The organism is Pontibacter sp. H249 (assembly GCF_037892465.1).
Taxonomy (GTDB): domain Bacteria; phylum Bacteroidota; class Bacteroidia; order Cytophagales; family Hymenobacteraceae; genus Pontibacter.
This window is the reverse complement of the sequence record NZ_JBBKTR010000003.1, coordinates 401,469-425,582: the sequence shown is the minus strand read 5'-3', so window position 1 is coordinate 425,582 and position 24,114 is coordinate 401,469. Positions and strand designations below refer to the sequence as shown.

Here is a 24,114-nt window from a genome sequence, read left to right as displayed (position 1 = left end):
TCATATTACAACTATAAAATGAAGATGCTTAAATCACTTTTAGTTATTCTAACGCTTACGCTGATAAGCTTTGGAGCAAATGCACAAAACAAAAACGAACAGACGGTTAAAATTAAAACTTCTGCAGTTTGCGACATGTGTAAGACAACGCTGGAAAAAGCAATGGCCTACGAGAAAGGCGTAAAAAAATCGTCGCTTGATGTAGATTCTAAAATTTTGACAGTGGTGTTCGACAGCCGTAAGACTAACGCTGATAATTTGCGCAAAGCAGTTAACGAATCCGGTTATGATGCTGACAATAAGCCTGCTTCGGAGCGTGCTTATAAACGCCTGGATGATTGCTGCAAGAAAGAAGCTGGCGCACATTAACATAACTCCCTAAACATTTCTGTTTAAACAAAAAGGGGAACCAGCTATTGGTTCCCCTTTTTGTTTAAAATCTTTTATCTAAAATTTAAAGCCAACGTGCAGGCCTATCGAAAATACTGGAGTACCACTTGTATAATAGTAGTAACCAACTCTGCCGCCGGCCACACCATTACGCAGGATATTGAAATCATTCTCAATAAAACCATTATAGCCAATATCGGAGGTTTTAATGTGCTTTACAGATCCATCTACTGTACCGTCTTCAGCATTTGAGTTAATCTCGGCACGATGTCTACCTCCTAACCCACCTCCAATCCTGAATGCCATTGCCTGGTTGTTAATCAAATCAAAGCTAGCCTCCAGGTTTGCCATATAAAAAGTATTCTTGATCGAATAGATCTCCTTCACATCATCATATCGAGATCCGGTAGCAAGGCCTAAGTTTAAGCTAACTGCAAAACGGTCACTTAAATGGTGGCTGAAACTGTTGCTAAACATCAGCCCTTGGCTATCATACTCCGACAGCCAAATGTAGCTAACCCCTGCCTTAAGCGCACTTGGGTCTTTCCCGGCCTGAGCCGAAGACAAAGAAAGCAGAAAAACAATGGGGATTATATAAAAGAAACGTAACGATGGTTTCATAGAGGGTTGCTAAAAGGGTGAAGTAGTGCTGTTTTGTGCGCATGTCTTGCGCACAAAATGACATTCCGCTTATAGCTGATTCTTACTTCTAACGTTTAAAAATGTTTCGTAATTAACAACAAATATTTTTTAAGCTATATAGTTAAATATATAAAACGCTATATACTAGCCAATTGCAAACAAACACTAAATTACAAAAATAGTATTATTATAATACGCCACTAACTTTTCGCTTTATACAACTGCCACCAAGGCAAGTAGGGTTTATCGTGATGCTCGTAGTGATAGCCAAAAAAGTAACAGCTAATAAAAGCCCATAAATGATTCTTATCCTGGGTAGTGGATTTGTGCAGATTATCCTCAGAGTGTTCTCCTTTGTGCGGCAGGTAAGTACCAAAATAAAAAAGCTGAAACGTAGCTAGTATAGCCGGCACCATCCAGAAAAGAATTACATTATCTAACGGAAAGAACAGCTGCAGCACATTGTAAGTAACGGCCATCAGCAGTATTTGCCACCAGGTAATATAATTTTTGAGAAAGCTAAAGTACCAGGGCCAGAAAGAACCATGATGGTAATCCGGGTCTTGGTCGGTGGCTACGTGGCGGTGATGCTGGTGGTGCTTTGGCAAAAGGCGCGGATACCAGTTATACGCAAACAGAAAGGCTGTTATACTTCCAATAGCTCTGTTGAGCTTTGGCTTACCGGGAGCCGCAACTCCGTGCATAGCATCATGAGCAGTAATAAATAATCCGGTATAAAGGTGTGTTTGTAAAAAAATGAAAATGTAGGTAAGCGGCGAAGTATAATTTACCTCAAAAGCAGTAAGGAGATAAACTAAAAGTACAGCCCAGCACACTAAAATAACCGCTGCAATGGCCACACCCCTCCAATCGTTCTGCCTTGTTATTGCCATTTTACCGTTTAACTTGATAAGCTGAAATTATACTTCCATGTGTAGCAGAGCTTCTTTTACTTCCTCCATCAACCACATCGGAGTTGAAGTTGCACCACAAATACCTACGGTATCGCCAGCTTTAAACCAATTTGGCTGCAGTTCATCTACCTTAGAAACAAAGTAAGTATAAAAGTTAGTATCCTTGCAAACCTGGTACAAAACCTTACCATTAGATGACTTAGTACCCGAAACAAAGATTACTTTATCATACTTTGCTGCAAAAAGCCGAAGCTCTTTATCCCGATTAGATACCTGCCTGCAAATAGTATCGTTGGCATTAACTTCGTAGCCGCTTTGCTCCAGCTTATGTTTTATATTATAAAAGCTATTAGTGCTTTTGGTAGTTTGGCTGTATAACGTGATTTTTGGCGGAAGCTGGTGTTGCAACAGTTCATCTACGTTTTCAAATACAACTGCATTGTTATTCGTTTGCCCCAATAAACCTAGCACCTCTGCATGGCCATGCTTACCATAAATAAAGATGGGCTCTTGCTTATCGTATGACGTTTTAATACGATTCTGCAATTTAAGCACCACCGGGCAAGATGCATCTACAAGAGTAAGGTTATTATTTAATGCTATCTGGTAAGTCTCAGGAGGCTCACCGTGAGCTCTTATCAATACGGCCTCATTGTTTAGCTGGCGCAACTGATCGTGATCAATTATACGGAGCCCGCGCTTCTGAAGGCGCTCTACCTCTACATCGTTATGGACAATATCACCCAAGCAATACAAGTATCCTTGTTCATCTAGCAGGTCTTCTGCCATTTGTATGGCATATACTACCCCAAAGCAGAAGCCAGAATTTGAATCGATGGTTACTTGCAGAGCGTTCATACTCTTTATACAACTGAAGGTTGAAATTGTTTTATTCTCTTCCGCTGCTTGATACCTTCATAAATAGAAATCGTAACGAGCAGCATCAGCATAGAATACATCGTGTCCTCTACAGGAATGGATACTATCCTGATGCCAAGATTATAGTTGTTGTTATACCACACGATAGGCAGGTAGGTAAGTACACCATTTACTAATAAAAACGGCACCAAGTGGACCAGGTAAGCCATAAATAAGCGGCCCAGGTAGCGGGTATCAAAAAACTTTAAGTGCAGCAGCAGTGCCAGCGAGAGCAATACAAACGTAATAGAAGTATAAACTCTACCGATGTTGAAAATCGCTATTATTGGTAGTACAACAATCAATAAGAAACCAATCGTTTTAGCGTAAGGCTGCAGAAAATCCTTTGGTATATAGGCATTCAGCACATCATAAATAAAAACGCAGGCATAGGGCACAGTAATAAAGAATAGAACCTCTTCTATAGGCAGGTTAAATAGGTATAAACCTGTAAGATACTCTTCGTTAAATCCCCATACACCCTGTTCAGTAAATATAGCATCCCATACTATGAAGAATATTGCATTTATAGCAATGGCAGGCCAAAGTGCACGCCACCCCCTGTAAAAAGCCACCTTTTTATCAAAAGACAGCAACAGCGGAAAAAGTATGGTAAAAATGTTTAAGTACAGGTAGATGTACATTTCAATTAGTTTAAGAGTAGCAAGTGGCGTCGGAAACTGCAGAGCAGTGCCCGATACGCTATTTACCTATTATCACAATTAGTTGATAACTATACTTTTGATTACTTGTTTTTCAGCTTCGGTACAATGATCTTTTGTGAGCATAAAACTTTGTATGGTTTTGGCCATCTCTGTTGGCATACCAGACTTCGGATGCTTCTTAAGTCCTTCAATAATCGCCGCTTTATCAGCTTCAAGATTACCGCTCAGGTTTAAGTAACGCGGTATGTAATGCTCTACCGTAAACCGCAGGAACCGTATTTCAGGGTTAGTCTCATCCATGCCGACTGCCTCCTCAAAAATACCCGCAGCAGTTTTTACGTGCTTCAGTTTGCTATAGGGGTTCCATGCATATTTAGCCATTACAGCTTCTGAAGCACCTCTATAAGCCAGTCTCACAGGATGCTTCTCTTCGTAAGCGGCCATTTTCTTGTGAAACCGCTTTGCAGCGGCCTCATCCTTACTTGCTTTCAGGTACTCTTGCCTCAGGGTTGATAAATTATAAATTCGGGTATTGTCTGCCGGAGAAACTTCTATAACAAGGCCCAGCAGTAAAAAAAATAAAAGGTTAATCATTAAATAGCGTTAAGTCTGTACTTTAGATATGAGCCAAGCAATAATGCTAGCTTGGTGTTGTCAGGTACTCTTACGCGTTCTTTCAGTATATGGGTTGCCGGCAGGTTCTGTATCTTCCGGAAAAGCTTGAGATAATACACATAAGCAAGGTAAACTCCCATCCGGGCAGACTTCGGTAAAGCCATTATTCCTGCATAAGCATCCTCAAAATCCTTTAGTATGTCCGCTTCTATCTCTGCCTTACATTTATTACTAAAGCTTTTGTAATCTACCTTCGGGAAGTAAACTCTGCCACGTTCATCATGGTCGCTGCGCATATCCCGCAGGAAGTTTACTTTTTGAAATGCAGCCCCCAAACTTCTGGCAGGTTTCTCCAGCTTATTAAACTGCTCCTCATCTCCCTCACAAAATACTTTCAGACACATAAGCCCCACTACTTCAGCAGAACCATAAATGTATTCTTCGTAAAGCGACCTGTCGTAGGCATGATCATCCAAGTCCATTTCCATACTTTTCAGGAAAGCTTCGATGTATTCTCTGTTTATACCGTACTCGTTTACCACACACTGAAAAGCATGCAGCACGGGGTTCAGGCTAATACCTTCGTCAATTGCTTTAAAAGTCTGTTTCTTGAAATCCTTCAGCAGCTTACGTTTATCGTACTCATGAAAGGTGTCTACAATCTCGTCGGCGCAACGTACAAAGCCATAAATAGCGTAGATAGGCAGATGGAATTTTTTATCCAGGGTTTTGATACCCAACGTGAATGACGTGCTGTAAGCTTCAGTAACTATTTTACTACATTGTAAACAGGTTTCTCTGAATAAATCCATAAGCCTTGATTTGGTTTGGGTATTTATACTTTTACCGCAACTGGTGCTGCGTATTCTTTAGCGATCTCTTTTGCAACCACCTGCCCAGATATCAAAGATGGCGGCACGCCAGGTCCGGGTACTGTAAGCTGGCCTGTATAGTATAAATTGTGTACTTTCCGGCTTTTTAGGCTAGGTTTTAGTAGAGCGGTTTGCATTAACGTGTTTGCCAAACCGTAGGCATTGCCTTTAAAAGCATTATAATCCGAAATAAAATCAGTATGCGCATAACTGCGCTTGTATACTATAGCATTACGAATTTTTTGCTTCGTCAGATTTTCTAACCTGTCCATTACTTTATTAAAGTATAGCTCCCGTATCTCAGGCGTATCCTGTAGGCCAGGAGCAACAGGTACCAGCACGAACAGGTTTTCGCAGCCATCCGGCGCTACAGAAGCATCTGTTACAGATGGAGCTGACACATAGAACAAAGGCTTTTCCGGCCATTTCGGGTCTGTGTATATTTCATGGGCATGCGGGCCGAAATCTTCGTCAAAAAACAAGTTGTGGTGCTGCAGGTTCTGCAAACGCTTGTTTATGCCCAGGTAAAATAACAATGCGGACGGTGCCATTACACGGCTATTCCAGTAGCTGTCGGAGTAGCTTCTATAAGGCTTTGGAAGCAGTTGCTGCTCCACATGGTGATAATCTGCACTCGCTACCACCACATCAGCATCAAAAACACCGGAAACAGTTACTACATGGGTTGCTTTGCCATTAACTACTTCTATTTGCTGCACATCCTGCCCAAATTCAAACTTTACACCTTTCTCTACTGCCAACTGCACCATTCCCTCCACAATTTTATGCATACCTCCCATTGGGTACCAAGTACCTAACTTAATATCAGCATAATTCATGAGGCTGTAAAGCGCGGGGGTATTCTGCGGAAGGGCTCCCAGAAAAAGAACCGGAAACTCCATCAGTTTAAGTATGCGCTCGTTTTTAAAGTAACGCCTGATGTGCTTGTAAAAAGACTGGAAAACATCCATCCGCAGCACATCTAAGAGCAGGCGTGGGTTCATAAACTCTGTAACCGAGCGGCCCGGTTTGTATACCAGTTGGTTAATGCCTACTTCATACTTATAAGCCGCCTGCTCCAGAAACTTGTCTAATTGCTCAGCACTGCCCTTTTCCATACTTTCGAAAAGCTTGTGCATTTCTGGCATGGTAGCCGGTATATCCACAAAATCTTCTTCTCCGAAAATAACTGTGTAAGAAGGGTCCAGGCGCTTAAGGTTGTAATAGTCTGCAGCGCTTTTGCCAAACCTGTTAAAGTATGACTCAAAAACATCAGGCATCCAATACCAGCTTGGCCCCATATCAAAAGTAAAGCCATCGGTGGTAAAACTTCTGGCCCTGCCACCGGGGGTATCATTTTTCTCCAGCACCGTTACCTCATAGCCCATATCAGCCATGGTGGTGGCAGCAGAAAGGCCGGAAAATCCGGAACCGATCACTATTACTTTAGTTACAGACATCTAATCAGATTATTGTTTAAGCATCTTGCTTGTATACTTTTAGTATCTCTTTTAGCTCTTTGCGTGCTATGTGTATTCTGTTTTTAACAGTTCCGATAGGAATTTTGAGTTTCTCAGCAATCTCGAGGTACTTATACCCCACATAGTACATCATAAACGGGGTGCGGTGCTCCTCGCTTAGTTTACCTATTGCCTTGTTAATATCATGCATGACGAAAGTTGATGTGCCTTTGTTTTGCGTTACATAATTTTCGTCAGTATTAAGATACTTCAGGTAATCAGCGCTGTCGATGTTGCTGCTCCGCTTTGTTATCTTGTTATAGTTGTTAATAAAAGTATTACGCATAATCGTATACAACCATGCCTTCAGGTTTGTGCCTGCCTTAAACTTATCCTTATTTGATAATGCTTTTAACATTGTCTCCTGAACCAAGTCTTTAGCATCATCAGAATTTCTGGTCAGGTTCATAGCAGCCGGGTTAAGGGACTTCGCTACAGCCTGTATTAAATTATTGAATTCTATAGCAGTCATTTTGTTTACCTTTTAATCATAAAACCATAAACAAATATACGTGATAAGAATTTAAAAAATCATTATTGTTTAATTTTTTTTAATAATACATTAAACAAAATAGACAAACAACACTGTAAAGCCTGTGTACGTACATTTTTCTGCTGTAAACAGCAAAGAAAAACCCTGTAACAGAAATCAATTGTTACAGGGCTTTGTATCATATCAGTATAAGTACATCTAATTAAAAATAGTAAATAGCTCTTTAGGTGAACCTATCTTTACTAAATTATCAGGAATAACAAGATCTACACTCTGCACCTGATGCCCGTACACATATACAGTACATTCAGGAAAAGTGGCTGATAATTGATCTAGGTAGTCTTGCACGTTGTCGCGCTCAGGGGCAGAAGTAAGAACAGTAAAGATATATTTCGCATTGAATTGCCTACAAGTAAGTTCTAAGTCTTTAAACGGAAGATTCTGACCCAGATAAACAACTTTGTTATTGGTAGATCGCAGCAGGTAATTTACGTAAAGCAACACCAGTTCATGCAACTCGCCCTCTGGTAGATACAACACGTAAACAGGGGCATTTTCAATAGGTCGTACAACCTGCCCATCAATAGCTACAATTAATTTTTGGCGAATGAGGTTACTTACAAAATGCTCATGGGCCGGAGTAATATTACCTGTTTGCCATAAAATACCGATCTTGGTCAAAAACGGGTAGATTACTTCATTCATGGTTTCGCGCAGCCCTAGCTGTAAAGCAGCCGTTGATAGGGCTTTATCAAAGGCCTCCTCATCCATATCGATCATGGCTTTAACCAAAGTGCTGATATGGTGAGACCCGCGACAGGATTCCTCGCAAAGCTGTTGCACCTTTTGCATAATCTGCTCCGGTGGCATCTGAGCTATTTTAGAGATTTTATATCCCCGCTCATTCAGCAGCGAAATATTAAGTATTGATTTCAGGTCAGCATCGTCGTAGTACCGGATGTTAGTCTCGGTACGCTTCGGGCAAAGTATATTATAGCGCTGCTCCCAAATACGAATGGTATGCGCTTTAATGCCCGAAAGGTGCTCTAGTTCTTTGATGGTGTACTGGGCCACGTTTCTCCTCTTGTTGTTTATGAACAATCTCTTTCGCCTTCTTAAAATATTGTGGGGCTACCCATAGCATCCCAAAGGATTCTGATCCATGTTTTCCGTTTACACGATGATGCACCTTATGCGCCATGTTTAAGGCTTTTAAGTAAATGTTAGACGATTTACCAAACCACCTTATGCGCCTGTGAATAAACACATCGTGTATTAGAAAGTAGGCCACACCATACATAGTAATACCAGCACCTATCCAGAACCTGTAATCAATGGGGTCTGTTCCGAATACAAAGAACAGCATAGCCAATGTGCCGTAATAGGCAAAAAACAGGTCATTGAGCTCGAATTTATGCTTATGGCTTGTATGATGTGACTTATGCAGGAACCACATAAATCCGTGCAATACATACTTATGCATTAACCAGGCTACTCCCTCCATCGCGATAAAGGTGAGCAGCATGATTCCTATTCCAGCAATCATATTAAGCAAACAACAAGTTTAACATTTAGTTTTAAAAATTAAACAAAGTTTACCATTTAATCGGCTCTTTGTTTAAAAAAGAAGCAATACCACGCTGGCAGTCTTCGCTTCCTCTTGCAATGGCATTCATTTCGGCGGCATATTGCAAACCTCCCTCCAGGCTCATTTCCTGCACCCGCGCAATCATCTCTTTTGTTACCTCCATTGATTGCTTAGAGTTTTCAGTACATAACTTTTGAGCAAAGGCGAATACGCGCTCTTCCAGCTCTTCGTGAGGCACCACATAGTTTACCAATCCATACTTTTCAGCCTCAGATGCAGAAATTAGATCACCTGTAAGCAGCAGCTGCTTAGCCCTGGACTCTCCTATTTTGCGAAGCAAGAACACTTTAACAATGGCAGGTATAAAACCGATTTTCACTTCGGTATACCCAAATTTAGCCTCAGGAACTGTAAAGCCGAAGTCGCAAATAGCCGCCAGGCCGCAACCGCCTGCAATGGCATGGCCATGTATCTGGGCAATCACCACTTTCTTTAAAGTATAAATCAGCCTGAAGAGCTCCATTAAGTGGGTAGAGTCTGCCAGGTTTTCGTGGTAATCGTTTTCCTGCAGCTTTTGAATATACTCTAGGTCAGCACCGGCACAAAATACTTTCCCCTCTGCACGCAGCACAACCACTTTACAGTTTTCATCCTCCTCGGCAATGGCAAAAGCCTTTTTCAATTCCGTTACTACCTCATAGTTAAGGGCGTTCCTTTTCTCAGCGCGCGCCAGGGTGATATAGCCCACACGTTCCTTTATCTCATAATGTACAAACTCCATAGTATGTGCAATAGTATCGTTCGTCAATTCAGTCATCATATAATTAGATTAACAATTCATTCAAATATAATAAAGTATAAATAGTATAAGAATGAGTTTAGCACCACTCTACCTATATAACACTTATTAACCCTTACGTACATCACCAACCTTTGTACAAATGAAACGTTATTGAATAAAAATACTTGCTAACGAACGTTAGGTTGCTTATATTTGTTAATTATACATGGAAGCAGTATTGAGCAGAAAAGAACAAATTGAGAAAACAGCTACAGCCCTCTTTAAAATGAAAGGGTTTTCGGCAACATCGATGCGTGACTTGGCCAATGCATTAGGTATTGAGGCTGCCAGTATATACTCGCATATTAAGTCTAAAGAAGAAATTTTACAGCGGGTTTGCTTTAGAATGGCGCAAGAGTTTTTTGATGCTCTGGATGCTGCCGAAAGTATAAACGGAACTGCCACAGAGCGCCTGCAGCGTGCCATCACGGCTCACGTGCAAGTGCTAACGAAAAACACGGCCGCATCGGCTGTTTTTCTACATGAGTGGCGCCATCTAAGCGAGCCGCACTTAGCAGAATACCTTTCGCTGCGTGATAAGTATGAAGGCCGTTTTAGGTCTATTATTCGTGATGGAATTAGCAGCGGTGAATTTTCTGTACCTGACGAGAAGTTTGCAACCCTGATGATATTCTCTGGTCTTAACTGGATTCACACCTGGTACAAGCCAGAAGGTAAAATGCAGCCAGAAGAAATTGCTGATAACCTATCGGCCATGCTTTTGACCGGATTAAATAATACACAAAGAGATTTTTTGATTACCCCGACTCACCTTAATACCACTAACTAAACTAACTAACCGCCGGACTGGTAACGCGGTCCGGCACCTTTTTTACTTGAACCTTTAAACTATAGATATTATGTACGGAGGAGGAAACGTTTTTGAAGCCACAAAATTCGACGACCTGCAGACTGAAGACCCTGCAAAGCTGGCCGAATTTGAAGCACGCATCGCACGCGGCGAAAAAATTGAGCCAACTGACTGGATGCCGGAGCTATACCGCAAGCAGCTGATCCGAATGATTGAGCAGCACGCGCACTCAGAAATTATTGGTGCATTACCGGAAGGTACTTGGATTACCCGTGCCCCTGGCTTCCGCCGTAAAATGGCGCAGATGGCTAAGGTGCAGGACGAGGTAGGACACGCACAACTCCTATATTCTGCCGCTGAGACACTGGGTAAATCACGTGAGCAAATGCTTACTGACCTGATCAATGGCAAGTCAAAATACTCAAACGTATTTAACTATCCTGCCTTTACCTGGGCAGACTCTAACATTATTTCCTGGCTGATTGATGCGGGTGCTATTGTAAACCAGATGGCAAACGCCAAAGGTTCTTATGGCCCTTACTCAAGAGCTTTGGAGCGTATCTGCGCTGAGGAGGCTTTCCACCTGAAGTATGGCCACGACGCCGTGGTACACATGGCAACTGGATCTCCAAAGCAGCGCGAAATGATTCAGGCTGCGCTTAACCGTTGGTGGCCACCTATTATGACCTTCTTCGGACCGTCTGATAAAATGAGTACGCACACCGAAACGCTAATGCGCTGGAAAGTGAAGATGGCTTCCAATGATGAGTGCCGTCAGCAGTTCCTGGATATGTACGTGCCAAAGATTTGGGAGCTTGGCCTGACCGTGCCGGATTCGAAGCTGAAGAAAAACCAGGAAACCGGCCAATGGGAATTTACAGAGCCGGATTGGAATGAATTTAAGCGCGTAATTAACGGCGATGGACCTTGTAACGCTGAGCGCCTTGCTGTACGCCGTACTGCTGAAGAGCGCGGTGCCTGGGTTCGCAGAGCTCTGCTTAACCCAAAAGCAAAATACGTGAAGCCGTTAGCATAGCAGCAATTATAAATTAAGAATTATGGATTCTGAATGATTATTAAAGTATAGTCTTGCAATTCGTAATTAATAATTCATCATTCATAATTATCGAAGAATGAGCTTAAAGTCACTTGACCCGAGAGTAACCCGACTGAACCTGCCGGATGGCGAAGTACCACCGATGGAGGAAAAGCCAGAGCTGGATCAGTTTGAAACATATGAGGCCTTCCACCAGAAAAAAGAAGGCGCAGCCCATACGTATGTTGGCCCTGTACATGCACCAAACGAGGATGTGGCTTTCCTGTTCGCTAAAGAGCAGTATAGCCGTCGTTTCCCTTGCGTTGGCTTATGGATAGCACGCACCGAAAATATACAGGTAACGCCTTATGCAGGCGATCAGGAAAATGTATATGACATGATGCGTGTGGAAGAGCCGACAAAACGTAGTGAGCAACCTGAGCCATACGAGATCTTCCATCTGAAGAAGCGTGGCAAAGCCCATAACCATGCCGGCCGTGTACTAGCTACCTCCTACTTAGAGGCGCTAAAAGAGGCGAAGCAGCAATTTGGAGAGAAAGGCCCTATTGTAAATGTGTGGGTGGTAAAATCGAAAGATGTGCTGCAGTCTGCGGATGAGGACAAGGACATGTGGACCACTATTCCGGAGAAGAAATATCGTGAAGCCATTGCCTACAAAGTAATGGACAAGATCACGAAGTATAAAGAAGCGAACAAACCTACAACTGCCCAATAATGAACGAGCAAGCGATAAAAGACCTGTTATACAAACTGGCTGATGACCAGCTTATACTTGGCCACCGCAACTCCGAATGGACTGGCTTCGGCCCGATATTAGAAGAGGATATTGCTTTCTCATCAATGGCGCAGGATAAAATTGGCCACAGCCTGGCATTTTATACTTTGCTGCATGAGCTTGGCGAGGCTGAACCAGACACAGTTGCCTTCACCCGCAATGCTAATCAGTTTCATAACAGCCAATTAGTGGAGCTGCCAAACGGCGAGTATGATTTCAGCCTGATTCGCCACTTTTTGTACGATAACTCTGAGATAATCCGTTTTGAGATGCTTTCACAGTCAAGCTACGAACCGATTGCTAAAGTAGCTACTAAGCTAAAGGGTGAGGTTAAATACCACGTGTTGCACGCCAATACCTGGATTAAAAACCTGGGAACGTCTACTGAGGAAGCTATACTTCGTTTACAGTCTGCTTTAGCCGATGCGCTGCCTTATGCTTTGGGCATGTTCGAGAAATCAAAGTATGAGCAGGAGTTGATCGAAGCTGGTGTTTATGCCGGTGAAGAAGCAGTGAAAGCTGAATGGCTGAAGCGCATACAGGCTGTAATTGAGAAAACAGACCTGAAATTGCCCGACCTGGAAAGTATAACACCTAAATTCGGCGGACGCTACGGTGAGCACACAGAGCACTTGCAACCGCTGCTGGACGAGATGGCCGAAGTATTTAAGATAGATCCTACCGCTGAGTGGTAGTTCTTCTTTGACAAAAGACAAATGACTCAATTTATAATTAATTCATCTCTTTTGTCCTTTGTCAAATAGTCTTTTGTCCGAATTAAAACAATGAAACTGACCAAGGAAAACATATTAACCCTGCTGGAGGAGGTAAAAGACCCTGAAATACCGGTTTTGTCACTGGTGGACTTGGGAGTGATCACGGGTGTGGAGATATCGGAAGATGACCACGTAACTGTGAATATGACACCTACCTTTGCCGGTTGCCCTGCCATGGACTACATGAAAAAAGATGTAGAGCGTACGCTGGAGAAGCACGGAATCAGCAAGTATAAGGTTAATATGACCTTTGATAAACCATGGGACAGCAACAAACTTAGTGAAAAGGGCCGCCAGCATTTAAAAGAATTTGGTTTAGCTCCACCTCCAAAGTATGATCTTATACTTGATCTGGATATTCTGGAGCATGTAAAGTGCCCCTACTGCGACAGCGATAACACCGATCTAAAAACTCCATTTGGGCCGACATTATGCCGCTCTATGCACTACTGTAACAACTGCAAACAGATGTTTGAGCAATTTAAACCGCTTTAATACAAGTATAAATAACAAGGCCGCCTGCTATATTTTAGCAGGCGGCCTTGTTATTTATACTTTTGTTGTGATTTACTTGTTTTGGCTATCACCTAAGTACAACCCGCAGCCATTATAAACCTTACCATTCGCAGTTACTCGCACTGTATAAGGCCTTTCTTCGCCAGACATCGCATCGGTGCAAGGTTGTTCCATTAGCTCTACCGACAGCTCACCAGAATTTGTTGTAGTACGGTAGCTGATTGCTTCCCCTTTGTTAATGGGTACAGGAGTTTTGGCCTTCAACATTACTGCCTCTTCAGGACGTGTTTTAAAAAGCACCTCACCTTCTTTGTCAATTTCCAGCACCCAACTAGGGTTGTGCCCTGTAGCAACAAAATCAACGCCTACGCTACTTTTGCCTTCCCAAAATTGCGTATTTTCTTCTCTGAGGGCTGTGTTACGCTTTAAACTGTACTGCGCCTTCAGGTCTTGATTAACTGGCTTACCAGATAGGTCTAGCATACGTAGTTCTCCTGCAGCATCCAAAGAGAAGCGTTTTTGTTCAGCCTCATTACCGCTTAGCTCTACGATGCCCTCTGTTACTTTCCAAGTACCAATGCGGGTTACGGGCTCCCCTTTTCTATCTTCGTAAATAACTCTTTCTTCAAATTTATAATCATCCATCAAAACCAGGTCATAAGTATAGCCAATGCAGCCGGGGCAAGGTATAAACCCTTGCCATGATCCTACCACATCATTGGGTGCCACGTTTGTATCTACTAGTACAGCCTCTGTATCTTGCCAGTCTTCAATATCCATCAGTGAGTTTCTAGAGCACGAGGTAAAGCTGAACCATAGCACTACCCAAGCCCAAAACACTATATTATTTGTTTTCATAGTATGTAGTACGACTTAAACAGAACCGCTGTTATTTCACCTTGTTGATGACACAAATAAAAGCCACACAAATAGTACCTTATCTGGCTTTCCTGATCATTCTGAAATCATAGTTCACTGATTTTTAGCACTCTTGCTGTTCATCTTATAAAATCTTATTTTTAAACTAAAGCTTGATTAAGAGTTGTAGCACCTTACTTTCAACTCCTGCTCTAAACAACACATTTAGTTACGCCAGTAGCACTACTCTACATTCTAAACAAAAAAGCTCCCTTGCCACACATTATGTAACAAGGGAGCCTTAGGAAAAATTAGTCAGCCAGATTATATCTTTGCCATCTCCTCTTTCACAAAATCGACTAATGTTTTAATATACTCCGTACTGAAATCAAATTTGATTCCAGCAGCTTCGTAAACCTCGCCAATAGAAACAGTATAGCCCAAGCTTAATGCGCTTTTATAGGCGGCAAGCCCTTCAGCTGGATTCTCTTTATAATTTTTCCAGACCGCAATAGCACCTAATTGGGCCATAGCATATTCCACATAATAGAATGGTACCTCGTAGATGTGAAGTTGCTTTTGCCACATAAACGGTTTATACTTTTCTATCCCGTTCCAGCTAACTAATTGGTGATTGTAAGTCTCAAATATGTTTACCCACTCCTGCTGGCGTTCTTCCTGTGTCTGGTTTGGGTGCTCGTAAATCCAATGCTGAAATTTATCTACTGTAGCCACCCATGGGAAAGTTTCCAGCACACTTTCCAGGTGCGTACGTTTGGCACGCTTCAGTTCGTCCTCATCCTCAAAAAAAGTATCCCAGTAATCCATCGATATTAACTCCATCGACATAGAAGCAAGCTCTGCTACTTCGGAAGGTGGGTGTTTGGCAGCATTTAATGGTAACTCACGGGTTAAGAATGAGTGTACTGCATGGCCGCCTTCGTGCAGCATTGTAATAACGTCGCGTAAGCTGGATGTTGCATTCATGAAAATGAACGGTACCCCGATCTCATCTAGAGGATAGTTATAACCACCTGGGGCTTTACCTTTCCTGGATTCAAGATCCAGGTGGCGCATTTCACGCATAATAGCTAAGCAGTCGCCTAGGTAAGTATCCAATTTGTAGAACACCTGCACCGTTTTTTCCAGCAGTTCATCGCCAGTTTTGAATGGTTCCAGCGGCTTTTTGCCTGTCGGGTCTACATCTAAGTCCCAAGGCCGAAGCTCTTCTACTCCCAACTGTTGTTTGCGCTCTTCATCTATCTGAGTAAGCAGGGGCACAATGGTTTCTTTGATAGAAGTATGAAAATCAAAGCAATCCTGAGGCGTGTAGTCAAAGCGGCCCATGGCTGCGAACATGTAATCGCGGAAGTTCTCGAAATCCGCATTCACAGCCACTTGGTGGCGCAGGTTCAGCAGTTCGTCAAAAAGACTGTCCAATTTCTCACGGTCTTGGTAACGGCGCTCCTGCACAGCACGCCATGTTTCTTCACGCACAGTTCTGTCTGTTCTCTTTAAACGATCGGCAGCACGCTGTAACGTAATCTCCTCCCCGTCAAGCGTTACAGTCATAGCTCCAGAAATTGTGGCAAATTGCTGCTGCTTTGTACTGATGTCAGTCTGAAGAGGTATGTTTTCTTCTCTGAAAATCTCAAGCGCACGTTCCACACCTCTCAAATATATTTTATACTTTTCACGCTCCAGGGCAGGCTCATAAGGGGAGTGCATCAGCTTTAGGTTAAGCTCATGATCCAAAGGTGCAATCTTGGGCTCTATCTCTGACACAAAGTACTGAAAAGCTTTTGTAGTTTCTTCATTCTGCGTGTCGCAGGTCATACGAATATAGCGCCACCCCATCTCCTCAGACAGCACACTTTCCAGCTCACTGCGATCGTACATCCACTTTTCCAACTCCTCTACACTATTTATCTGCCTAGACTTTAATTCTTCAAAGTATGGCTGAATGGTCTCCCATTTCTGAACTTCAAAATCCTCTGAAAGATAGGTACGTTGTTTTCGTTTTGGAATGGTTAAGGCTTTGGAGGCTACGGTCATAGTTATAAAATATATAATAAAAAGGTAATATAGGAACTTCTTACGATAGTGCAAAAAATAATAAAGCCACAACGCGAAGATGTGGCCTTATTTAATGTATATACGTTAATTTTTTTTAACCGATCTCGATTACGACATTACTTGTTAACGGATGCCCCACACAGTTCAGCACATATCCTTCTTCCATTTCTGCATCCGAAAGGCCTTCACGCTCATCCAGGTGTACCTTTCCGCTTAAACATTTGCCGCGGCATGCGGTGCAAAGGCCAGCCTGGCAGGAGTATGGTAAGTCAACATCTTGCTCAAGGGCTGCCTCTAATATAGTTTGGTCAGGCTGCACCTCTACCTGGTATTCTGCTCCTTCATAAATAATGGTAACAGTCTGGGAAGTTATCTCTCCGTCGTCATCACTAGAGAGAACATCTCCATGTTGCGCCAACTGCTGTTGCTGCTCTAACAGTCTATTACTTACAAAACTCTCTCTAAAAATATTTTGAGCCGGTACATGTAATACATCCAGTGCATGGCGCACCTCTTCCATCATGCCTTCGGGTCCGCACATAAAGTATACAGCATTGCTAATCTTTGCTAACTGCAGGCGCTCCAAAATCTTTATGATCAGGCTCTGGTTCATGCGGCCGCGGTTTTCGCAGGCTTGCTTCGGCTGGCTAAAAATATAAGCTATCTTAAGCCTATCTGCATACTCGGACTCCAGTTGTTGCAGTTGCTCTCTAAAAATAACCGATTCTTCGTTTGTGTTTCCGTACAGTAGCGCCACTTGGCTGTTTGGCTCCTCGCGCAATACAGCTTTAAGTATAGACATTAAAGGTGTTATACCACTACCCGCACCAAAAAGTATAACATGGCGCTGATTGTCTGGTGCACACGTCAGGCAGAAATTACCGATAGGCTGCATCACTTTTATCTCGTCGCCTACCTTTACAGTATCGAGCAGGTAATTAGACATCAAACCACCTGATACACGCTTAACTGTAACCGCTAGGCGCGGTGCCTCATGTGGGGTGCTACTTAAAGAGTATGACCGGCGTACCTCTTTTCCATCAATGTTCAGGATAAGCGTCAGAAACTGACCGGGCTGGTAAGGTATAGTTTGCTTCTCAGGATGTTCGAAGTGTATGGTAACGGCATCTGAGGTTTCGTGGGTGATCTCTACTACCTTCAGATTTAAGTATGAACTACTCATTTTGTTATGCTTTATCTCTTGCAAATTTGCTTATAAACATGATTTAGAACTGAAAGTTACGATATTCTATCATGTTCTTAGATGGTGTCAGTTAAATTTAGAACGTTCACTAAATTTTTTTTATATTTAATGTAATTAATTAAATATTAGTTGCAATTGATATAAAAAAAAAATGCACCTTTGTACTGTGCTTTCAAGCACCAGAACGAGACCTGGCTTACTCTAAGGCCAAGCCGCGCCGCCCATTGCAAAAAACTATTGAAAACAATAATGCTCTACAAACTGACACTCAAAAACTGTGAAAAAACCGTAGTAGTGGATGACCACACCTACGAGTACATTCAGAATAACGCGTATCTGCAGCAGATCGAGTTCCTGAAACATTTACGAATTCACTCTAATGGCTATGCGTTCTTCCAGAAGAACTGGCCATTAAAAGACGGCAAGTACCGCAACGAGACTATTTACCTGCACAAAATGATCGGGGAACAGTTACTGGAGAAGCCGGAAAGCGACATAAAGCTGTATGTGCACTTTATTAATGGCAATAAGCTTGACTGCCGCCGTGAAAACCTGGAGTGGGCCCCACTCTGCAAGATTGTAAGAAACACTGCCAAAACAGAGAACAAACTAGGTGTGCGTGGTGTGCATAAAGAAGCGCAAAAGTATCGTGCCATTATCCACTACAACAAACAACGCATTAACCTAGGCACTTTCGAAACCCTGCAAGAGGCAGCACTTGCCTACAGCAAAAAATCAGAAGAACTATTCGGTAAAACAAAGAGTCTAAAAACACTTTCTAAGTATGTAGAAGAGGAGATGGTATAACCTCTGTGCAAACTGCATCTGCGGTTATCGCGTCTTCATTAGCTTATGGATAACACAAATAACCTTAGTGAAATACTAAGCCGCAATAGCCATGCCTTTGCGCCTGTGCTGGATGCAGACCTAAATTCAGATGCAGTTTGCACATTAGACTTTACATCAGGTAACGCCCCCCTGCAGGAAACAGATCTACTTGATACGAATGCTTTTAATACAGCCGTACAACAAATGTTGCATGAGAAGCAAGCAAGTATAGGCGTGGGCGGGTATTTGGAGGACAGGTTTATTTACCGCAGAAGCAGCCACTTTGACGTAGCCGCCGAAAGCCGCAACCTGCACCTAGGTGTAGATGTGTGGCTGGATGCTGGCACCGCTGTGTTTACCCCATTAGATGCTACTGTGCACAGTTTTCAGGATAACAATAACTTCGGAGACTATGGCCCCACTATTATTCTGGAGCACGAACTGGAAGGAGTTAAATTTTATACTTTGTACGGCCACATGAGCCGAACTTCACTTGATGGCCTGGAGGTAGGAAGACGCTTTGCTAAAGGTGAGAAAATTGCAGAAGTTGGCCCCTACCCTGAGAACGGCAACTGGCCGCCGCATCTGCACTTTCAGGTGATGTGCAGCATGGAAGGAAAATATGGCGACTATCCTGGTGTTGGAACTACAACAGAAAAAGCTAAGTATGAGGTACAATGCCCTAATCCAAATTTAATTCTGCAGTGCCGCCACTTGGCATAGTTTTGCAAAAACTGTAATTTTTAACTAAAATGCCTTTTAAGGCGCTGCTCAGCAGGCAGCGCCTTATTGTTTTACCCTTATTTTATACTTTAAGAATGTTTGATATTGAAAAGTACAGAAGCCTAATTAGTGATTTTGTGGTACTGTACGGAATGAAGCTGATCGTAGCAATTTTTATATTTGCCATCGGATCATGGATTGTTAAAAGCTTAAACCGCTTTATCAGTAACCTGATGGTGCGCCGTAACGTGGACCCGTCGCTGAGACCATTTTTGAGCAGCATTATGGGTGTGGCGCTATGGGTGCTGCTGATCGTAGTGGTGATCTCCCAAATCGGGCTAGAGATGACCTCTTTTATTGCCGTATTAGGTTCTGCTGGTCTGGCAATCGGTTTAGCATTACAGGGTAGTCTCTCAAACTTTGCCGGTGGGGTGCTTATACTTACAATCAAACCATTCCGGGTAGGCGACTTTATTGAGGCGCAGGGACAAAGCGGAACCGTACACCTGATCAATATTTTTAACACAGTTCTTAAAACTGCAGATAACAAAACCATTTATATGCCCAATGGCCCGTTGGCATCGGCAGTGGTTGTTAATTTTTCTGTAGAAGAAACCCGCCGTATTGAGTTGCTCTTTACTGTTTCTGTAAACAATGATATCGGTAAAGTACGTCAGATACTGCAGAGTCTAATTAACGAAGAGACCAGAATTCTTCCGGAGCCGGAACCAGCCATTGTGGTCACAAATTTTGCAGAGCATGCTATTACCATCAGTACACGCATTTGGTGTAACCGTACCGAATACTGGCCTCTGTTCTGGGATTTAACCGAGAAAGCAAAAGCAGCTTTCGAAGCCAACAACATAGCACTTCCAGTACCTAAGCGAGAAATGCTGAGCAGCTCAGATGTCAAGCCAGTAACGAAATAGCCAACAACAGAAAAGCCCCGGCAGTTGCCGGGGCTTTTCTGTTGTTGGCTATTTATACTTTAATCAAACTTAATTGCTTTTACCGGTTTAATACGAGCCACCATAGCGGCAGGTATAAGTATGGCTAGCATCGTGAGCAGTAATGTAATCACATTCAAGGCCAATATCGTTGTAAAGTCCCAACTAATCGGTACGCGGTCCATGTAATAGTTTTCAGGGTCTAGCGGAATGAATTCGAAATAATATTGCAGCGCACAGAAGCCAAGACCAATCAGGTTACCCCATAACAACCCCTTGATAGTAAGATTTAACCCTCTAAAGATAAAGATCTTCCGGATTTGAGCGTCAGTGGCACCAACGGCTTTTAGCACACCAATCATGTTTATGCGCTCAATAATCATGATAAATACTGTAGATACCATGTTAAAAGTAGCTACAAAGATGATGAGCACCAGGAAAATTACTACGTTCTTTTGCAGCAACTTCAGCCAATCGAACAGCTGTGCATGGCGATCTGTGATTTTTTCCAACTGCAGGTCGTAATTCATCTGGTCAAACACCTCCTCTGCCACCTGGTCAATCTGGTTAAAGTCCGTCAGCACTATCTCTATACCGCCAGCCAAGGTATCAGGCCAGTTATTCAATTCACGTATTAGGCCGATATCACCTAATACAAAAACCTCATCAAACTCTTCCAGACCAGTGTTAAATATGCCTTTAACTTTTAGCTTGCGTGCACGTGGCGGATTCTGGATAAAGTAGAAAATTGCCTCATCGCCTACCCCCAGTTGAAGCTTAGAAGCAATTGTCTGGCTCAGCAGCACATCCATAGACGAAGCAGAATCGCTATAGGAAATTAGTTCTCCCTCTTTCAGGTTCTGCTGCATGGCACTCAGGTCATAGTCTTGGCCAACCCCTTTTAGTACCACACCCAGCACTTCATTTTCAGTTTTGATAATGGCTGTTTTACGAGCAAACGGCTGTATGCGCTTTACCCCAGGTATAGAATCTGTCAGGCCTATATTTTTGCTGATAGGAGCACCTTCGTAGGAGTTGTTCGTGTCATACTTAGATACCTGCAGGTGCGAACCAAAGCTAAAAATCTTTTCACGGATTTCGTTTCGGAAGCCTTCTAGTATGGCAAAAGACACAATCATGATAGCAATACCTGCTGCTATGCTTATAATTGCTATTTTTGTAACCGACGACGTAAACGTGCCAGTCTGCACTTCGGATATTTTATCGGATATATACTTGGAGATGTTCACTCGCGCTTGTTTCTAATCTGCCTTAAAGATAGGTATGAATTTTGATTTATCCTGTATGACTATGACACACCCTATGCTATTCATTTACGCTTCGGCGCTTTTAGCCTTAAATGCCTGTTCGCCAAAGCAGGCTACTGCCACGCAGCAGGAAACACCGCAGGCCCAAACAGAAGTTGCAAACACACCTGTAGCAAAGCAAATGCAAACTGGTGCAGAGCAACTGGATTTATACTTGCAAAAGCTGGCAGGTAAGCGTGTGGGCATGATTGTAAACCAAACGTCTACCATCGGCAACACGCACTTAGTTGATACTTTGCTTGCACACGGCGTAAAAGTAACAACCATTTTTGCCCCAGAGCATGGCTTTAGAGGCGAAGCCGACGCAGGTGCATACGTAAAAGATGCAAAAGATACTAAAACGGGTCTGCCAATCATTTCACTTTATGGCGCTAACAAAAAACCAAAAGCAGAGCAAATAAAGGATCTGGACGTGCTATTGTTCGATATACAAGATGTAGGCACACGTTATTATACTTACATCAGCACTATGCATTATGCAATGGAGGCCGCCGCCGAAAACGGTAAAGAAGTACTTATACTTGACAGACCGAACCCAAATGGCCACTACGTAGATGGCCCGGTTCTGGAAAAAGAGCATACTTCTTTTGTAGGCATGCACCCCATTCCGATTGTGCACGGCTTAACTGTTGGCGAACTAGCCAACATGATTAACGGTGAAAAGTGGCTGGAAGGACAGCGCCAGGCAAAGGTAACAGTTATTCCTGTGGCCAATTACACGCATAAAATGCCTTACTCGCTGCCTATCAAACCATCACCTAACTTGCCAAACGATCAGGCTATTAAACTTTATACTTCTATCTGCTTTTTTGAGGGTACCGATGTAAGTGTAGGCCGTGGTACGCCAACGCCGTTTCAGGTTATTGGTAGCCCATACTATACTAAAAAAGAGTTTAGCTTTAAACCGGTAAGCACACCAGGCGCCACTAATCCTCCTCATAAAGATGTGGTTTGCTATGGTAAAGACTTAACTAATGTAAAGGTTGCCGATAAAGTTGATCTATCATACTTGCTGGATATGTACCAGAACTCAACGAATAAAGACAAGTTCTTTAACAATTTCTTTGAGAAACTGGCAGGCACCTCTAAGCTAAGAGAGCAGGTAATTGCCGGTAAAACAGAAGCCGAAATCAGAGCAACCTGGGAACCAGAGCTAAGCAACTATAAAAAAATGCGCAAGCAGTACCTGATGTACCCAGACTTTGAGTAACCCAATTTCTAATTGACTAAAATAAATTTTCAAAGTATAACTAAAGAGCAACTCAGGCATTAAACCCTGAGTTGCTTTATACTTTTTAACACATATGAAAGAAGATTTACGCATCATATTTATGGGTACGCCTGATTTTGCCGTGCCTACCTTACAAACACTTGTCGAGCATAAGTACAAAGTAGTAGCTGTTGTAACTGCCCCCGATAAACCAGCCGGCCGTGGGCAGAAGATAAACCAGTCGCCGGTAAAGGAGTATGCTGTGTCGCAGAATATTCCGGTACTGCAGCCTACTAACTTAAAATCGGAAACATTTCTGGAGGAGCTGCGAAGCTATCAGGCAAACCTGCAAATAATTGTGGCTTTCAGGATGCTGCCGGAGGTAGTATGGAGCATGCCTGAACTAGGCTCCTTCAATATACATGGCTCTCTGTTACCGCAATACCGTGGTGCGGCGCCTATCAACTGGGCTATCATTAACGGCGAAAAAGAGACAGGCGTAACTTCATTCTTCCTAAAGCATGAAATTGATACCGGTGATCTTATCTTTCAGGAGCGGGTGCCGGTGCTGGAGGAAGATGACTTTGGAAGCATGTATGAGAAACTAAAGTATACAGGTGCTGAGCTAGCGCTGCGTACGGTTCAGGCTATCGAAGTAGGGGAAGTAATAACACAGCCACAAATAACTACTTCTGAAACCAAGCACGCTCCTAAAATTTTTAAAGAGACCTGTGAGATCAACTGGAACCAACCGGCACAGCAGGTGCGCAACTTCATTCGTGGCCTAAGCCCCTATCCTAGCGCCTGGACTCGCTTTCAAGACAAAACTTTTAAAATATTTAAAGTAGAAGCATTGGAGAACGCCGCTTATACTTCGGAGCCAGGTACCATCCATACCGACAACAAAACGTACCTGCACGTGCAAACTGCAGCCGGCGCCATATCTATACTTGACCTGCAAATGGAGGGTAAAAAACGTATGTCAGTTCAGGATTTATTAAGAGGTTATACTTTTAATGTTAAGTAAGTATGGTAAGTATAATAGTAGCCACCGCAGAGAACAACGTTATCGGCAAAGACAACCAACTCATCTGGCACCTCCCCGCTGACCTAAAGCACTTTAAGCAGCTGACGATGGGGCATCCGATCCTAATGGGTCGTAAAACCTTCGAATCTATTGGGAAACCACTGCCTGGCCGTACTTCTATTATTATTACCCGCCAAGAGGATTATGAAGCCGAAGGATGTATTGTAGCGCCTTCTGTACAGGAGGCTATCCAGAAGGCAAAAGAGCTGGATGAGCAAGTTTGCATAATAGGCGGTGCGGAAATTTATAAACAGGCTTTACCCTTAACAGATTGCATTGAGCTTACCAAAATTCACCATAGCTTTGATGGCGATACTTTTTTCCCAGATTTAAATGCCGATGATTGGGAGGTAATAGCAGAGGAAAAACATGAGCCAGACGAAAAGAACAAGTATAACTATACTTTTAAGACGCTGAGAAGAAAGTAAAGTATAAAAAGAAGGGGCCGCTAGTACTAGCG

Annotated in this window: 27 protein-coding genes; 12 read left to right on the top strand and 15 right to left on the bottom strand. The window is 42.9% G+C overall.

All coding sequences use genetic code 11. The features are described 5' to 3' along the window. The first annotated feature begins 18 nt into the window (after positions 1 to 18). Positions 19 to 369, top strand: a complete 351-nt coding sequence (locus WG943_RS06640; protein ID WP_340407648.1) for a heavy-metal-associated domain-containing protein — start codon at positions 19 to 21, stop codon at positions 367 to 369. Positions 370 to 447: 78 nt separating this feature from the next. Here the strand turns inward: WG943_RS06640 and WG943_RS06635 are convergent, their stop codons facing one another. The 11 genes from WG943_RS06635 to WG943_RS06585 all read right to left on the bottom strand — a co-directional run bounded on the left by WG943_RS06635 (position 448) and on the right by WG943_RS06585 (position 9,398). Next, positions 448 to 1,011: a hypothetical protein gene (locus tag WG943_RS06635; RefSeq protein WP_340407647.1), complete on the bottom strand. Its 564-nt coding sequence runs from the start codon at positions 1,009 to 1,011 to the stop codon at positions 448 to 450. A 221-nt stretch (positions 1,012 to 1,232) separates the two neighbouring features. Next, on the bottom strand, positions 1,233 to 1,925 hold the full coding sequence (locus WG943_RS06630; RefSeq protein ID WP_340407645.1) for a fatty acid desaturase: 693 nt from the start codon (positions 1,923 to 1,925) through the stop codon (positions 1,233 to 1,235). Between the two features lie 27 nt (positions 1,926 to 1,952). After that, positions 1,953 to 2,804: a 4-hydroxy-3-methylbut-2-enyl diphosphate reductase gene (locus tag WG943_RS06625; RefSeq protein ID WP_340407643.1), complete on the bottom strand. Its 852-nt coding sequence runs from the start codon at positions 2,802 to 2,804 to the stop codon at positions 1,953 to 1,955. Between the two features lie 5 nt (positions 2,805 to 2,809). Then, positions 2,810 to 3,508, bottom strand: coding sequence for a lycopene cyclase domain-containing protein (locus tag WG943_RS06620; protein WP_340407642.1), 699 nt, complete (start codon positions 3,506 to 3,508; stop codon positions 2,810 to 2,812). 78 nt (positions 3,509 to 3,586) lie between these two features. Beyond that, positions 3,587 to 4,123 (bottom strand): hypothetical protein, encoded by a 537-nt coding sequence (locus WG943_RS06615; protein ID WP_340407641.1) that lies wholly within the window; start codon positions 4,121 to 4,123, stop codon positions 3,587 to 3,589. Beyond that, positions 4,123 to 4,956, bottom strand: coding sequence for a phytoene/squalene synthase family protein (locus WG943_RS06610; RefSeq protein WP_340407639.1), 834 nt, complete (start codon positions 4,954 to 4,956; stop codon positions 4,123 to 4,125). The genes WG943_RS06615 and WG943_RS06610 overlap by 1 nt, the downstream gene beginning before the upstream one ends. Positions 4,957 to 4,979: 23 nt before the next feature. After that, positions 4,980 to 6,476, bottom strand: a complete 1,497-nt coding sequence (locus WG943_RS06605; RefSeq protein ID WP_340407638.1) for a phytoene desaturase family protein — start codon at positions 6,474 to 6,476, stop codon at positions 4,980 to 4,982. A gap of 16 nt (positions 6,477 to 6,492) precedes the next feature. Continuing rightward, positions 6,493 to 7,008: an RNA polymerase sigma factor gene (locus WG943_RS06600; RefSeq protein WP_340407637.1), complete on the bottom strand. Its 516-nt coding sequence runs from the start codon at positions 7,006 to 7,008 to the stop codon at positions 6,493 to 6,495. 219 nt (positions 7,009 to 7,227) lie between these two features. Then, positions 7,228 to 8,103 carry a MerR family transcriptional regulator gene (locus WG943_RS06595; RefSeq protein ID WP_340407636.1) on the bottom strand — a complete coding sequence of 292 codons (876 nt, stop codon included), beginning with the start codon at positions 8,101 to 8,103 and terminating at the stop codon, positions 7,228 to 7,230. Further along, positions 8,057 to 8,575, bottom strand: a complete 519-nt coding sequence (locus WG943_RS06590) for a fatty acid hydroxylase (protein WP_340407634.1) — start codon at positions 8,573 to 8,575, stop codon at positions 8,057 to 8,059. The genes WG943_RS06595 and WG943_RS06590 overlap by 47 nt, the downstream gene beginning before the upstream one ends. A gap of 49 nt (positions 8,576 to 8,624) precedes the next feature. Then, positions 8,625 to 9,398, bottom strand: a complete 774-nt coding sequence (locus WG943_RS06585) for an enoyl-CoA hydratase/isomerase family protein (RefSeq protein ID WP_340407632.1) — start codon at positions 9,396 to 9,398, stop codon at positions 8,625 to 8,627. Between the two features lie 226 nt (positions 9,399 to 9,624). On the opposite strand from WG943_RS06585, the gene WG943_RS06580 reads away from it, so the two are divergent. From WG943_RS06580 to paaD, 5 genes are all read left to right on the top strand, one after another. Then, positions 9,625 to 10,248 carry a TetR/AcrR family transcriptional regulator gene (locus WG943_RS06580; RefSeq protein WP_340407631.1) on the top strand — a complete coding sequence of 208 codons (624 nt, stop codon included), beginning with the start codon at positions 9,625 to 9,627 and terminating at the stop codon, positions 10,246 to 10,248. Positions 10,249 to 10,318: 70 nt separating this feature from the next. Next, entirely contained in the window at positions 10,319 to 11,305 is a 987-nt protein-coding gene (paaA, locus tag WG943_RS06575; RefSeq protein WP_340407629.1) for a 1,2-phenylacetyl-CoA epoxidase subunit PaaA, read from the top strand. Positions 11,306 to 11,402: 97 nt separating this feature from the next. Beyond that, complete coding sequence (locus WG943_RS06570) at positions 11,403 to 12,041, top strand: phenylacetic acid degradation b (RefSeq protein WP_340407627.1); 639 nt, start codon at positions 11,403 to 11,405, stop codon at positions 12,039 to 12,041. Beyond that, positions 12,041 to 12,796 (top strand): 1,2-phenylacetyl-CoA epoxidase subunit PaaC, encoded by a 756-nt coding sequence (gene paaC / locus WG943_RS06565; protein WP_340407626.1) that lies wholly within the window; start codon positions 12,041 to 12,043, stop codon positions 12,794 to 12,796. Before WG943_RS06570 ends, paaC begins: the two co-directional genes overlap by 1 nt. Positions 12,797 to 12,886: 90 nt before the next feature. Further along, positions 12,887 to 13,372, top strand: coding sequence for a 1,2-phenylacetyl-CoA epoxidase subunit PaaD (gene paaD / locus WG943_RS06560; RefSeq protein ID WP_340407625.1), 486 nt, complete (start codon positions 12,887 to 12,889; stop codon positions 13,370 to 13,372). A 72-nt stretch (positions 13,373 to 13,444) separates the two neighbouring features. Here paaD and WG943_RS06555 read toward each other — a convergent pair whose 3' ends face one another. From WG943_RS06555 to WG943_RS06545, 3 genes are all read right to left on the bottom strand, one after another. Then, the gene (locus WG943_RS06555) at positions 13,445 to 14,251 is read right to left on the bottom strand and encodes a copper resistance protein NlpE N-terminal domain-containing protein (RefSeq protein WP_340407623.1); all 807 of its coding nucleotides are present in this window, start codon (positions 14,249 to 14,251) and stop codon (positions 13,445 to 13,447) included. Positions 14,252 to 14,575: 324 nt separating this feature from the next. Beyond that, positions 14,576 to 16,306, bottom strand: coding sequence for a M3 family oligoendopeptidase (locus WG943_RS06550; RefSeq protein WP_340407622.1), 1,731 nt, complete (start codon positions 16,304 to 16,306; stop codon positions 14,576 to 14,578). A gap of 115 nt (positions 16,307 to 16,421) precedes the next feature. Then, positions 16,422 to 17,510: a ferredoxin--NADP reductase gene (locus WG943_RS06545; RefSeq protein ID WP_340407620.1), complete on the bottom strand. Its 1,089-nt coding sequence runs from the start codon at positions 17,508 to 17,510 to the stop codon at positions 16,422 to 16,424. A 270-nt stretch (positions 17,511 to 17,780) separates the two neighbouring features. Between WG943_RS06545 and WG943_RS06540 the strand changes: the two genes are divergently transcribed. From WG943_RS06540 to WG943_RS06530, 3 genes are read left to right on the top strand one after another with little or no spacing between them, the layout of a single operon-like run. Further along, a complete protein-coding gene (locus WG943_RS06540; protein WP_340407618.1) occupies positions 17,781 to 18,338 on the top strand; it encodes an HNH endonuclease in 558 nt (185 codons plus the stop codon). Between the two features lie 45 nt (positions 18,339 to 18,383). After that, positions 18,384 to 19,082: a peptidoglycan DD-metalloendopeptidase family protein gene (locus WG943_RS06535; RefSeq protein ID WP_340407616.1), complete on the top strand. Its 699-nt coding sequence runs from the start codon at positions 18,384 to 18,386 to the stop codon at positions 19,080 to 19,082. Positions 19,083 to 19,111: 29 nt separating this feature from the next. After that, positions 19,112 to 20,011, top strand: coding sequence for a mechanosensitive ion channel family protein (locus WG943_RS06530; protein ID WP_340407614.1), 900 nt, complete (start codon positions 19,112 to 19,114; stop codon positions 20,009 to 20,011). Positions 20,012 to 20,070: 59 nt separating this feature from the next. On the opposite strand, the gene WG943_RS06525 is transcribed toward WG943_RS06530, so the two are convergent. Continuing rightward, positions 20,071 to 21,279 (bottom strand): ABC transporter permease, encoded by a 1,209-nt coding sequence (locus WG943_RS06525; protein WP_340407613.1) that lies wholly within the window; start codon positions 21,277 to 21,279, stop codon positions 20,071 to 20,073. 34 nt (positions 21,280 to 21,313) lie between these two features. Here WG943_RS06525 and WG943_RS06520 point away from each other — a divergent pair, with 34 nt between their 5' ends. From WG943_RS06520 to WG943_RS06510, 3 genes are all read left to right on the top strand, one after another. Beyond that, positions 21,314 to 22,567, top strand: a complete 1,254-nt coding sequence (locus WG943_RS06520; RefSeq protein WP_340407611.1) for an exo-beta-N-acetylmuramidase NamZ family protein — start codon at positions 21,314 to 21,316, stop codon at positions 22,565 to 22,567. 94 nt (positions 22,568 to 22,661) lie between these two features. Continuing rightward, complete coding sequence (gene fmt, locus WG943_RS06515; protein WP_340407610.1) at positions 22,662 to 23,594, top strand: methionyl-tRNA formyltransferase; 933 nt, start codon at positions 22,662 to 22,664, stop codon at positions 23,592 to 23,594. A 2-nt stretch (positions 23,595 to 23,596) separates the two neighbouring features. Continuing rightward, entirely contained in the window at positions 23,597 to 24,082 is a 486-nt protein-coding gene (locus WG943_RS06510) for a dihydrofolate reductase (RefSeq protein WP_340407608.1), read from the top strand. Positions 24,083 to 24,114: the final 32 nt, after the last annotated feature.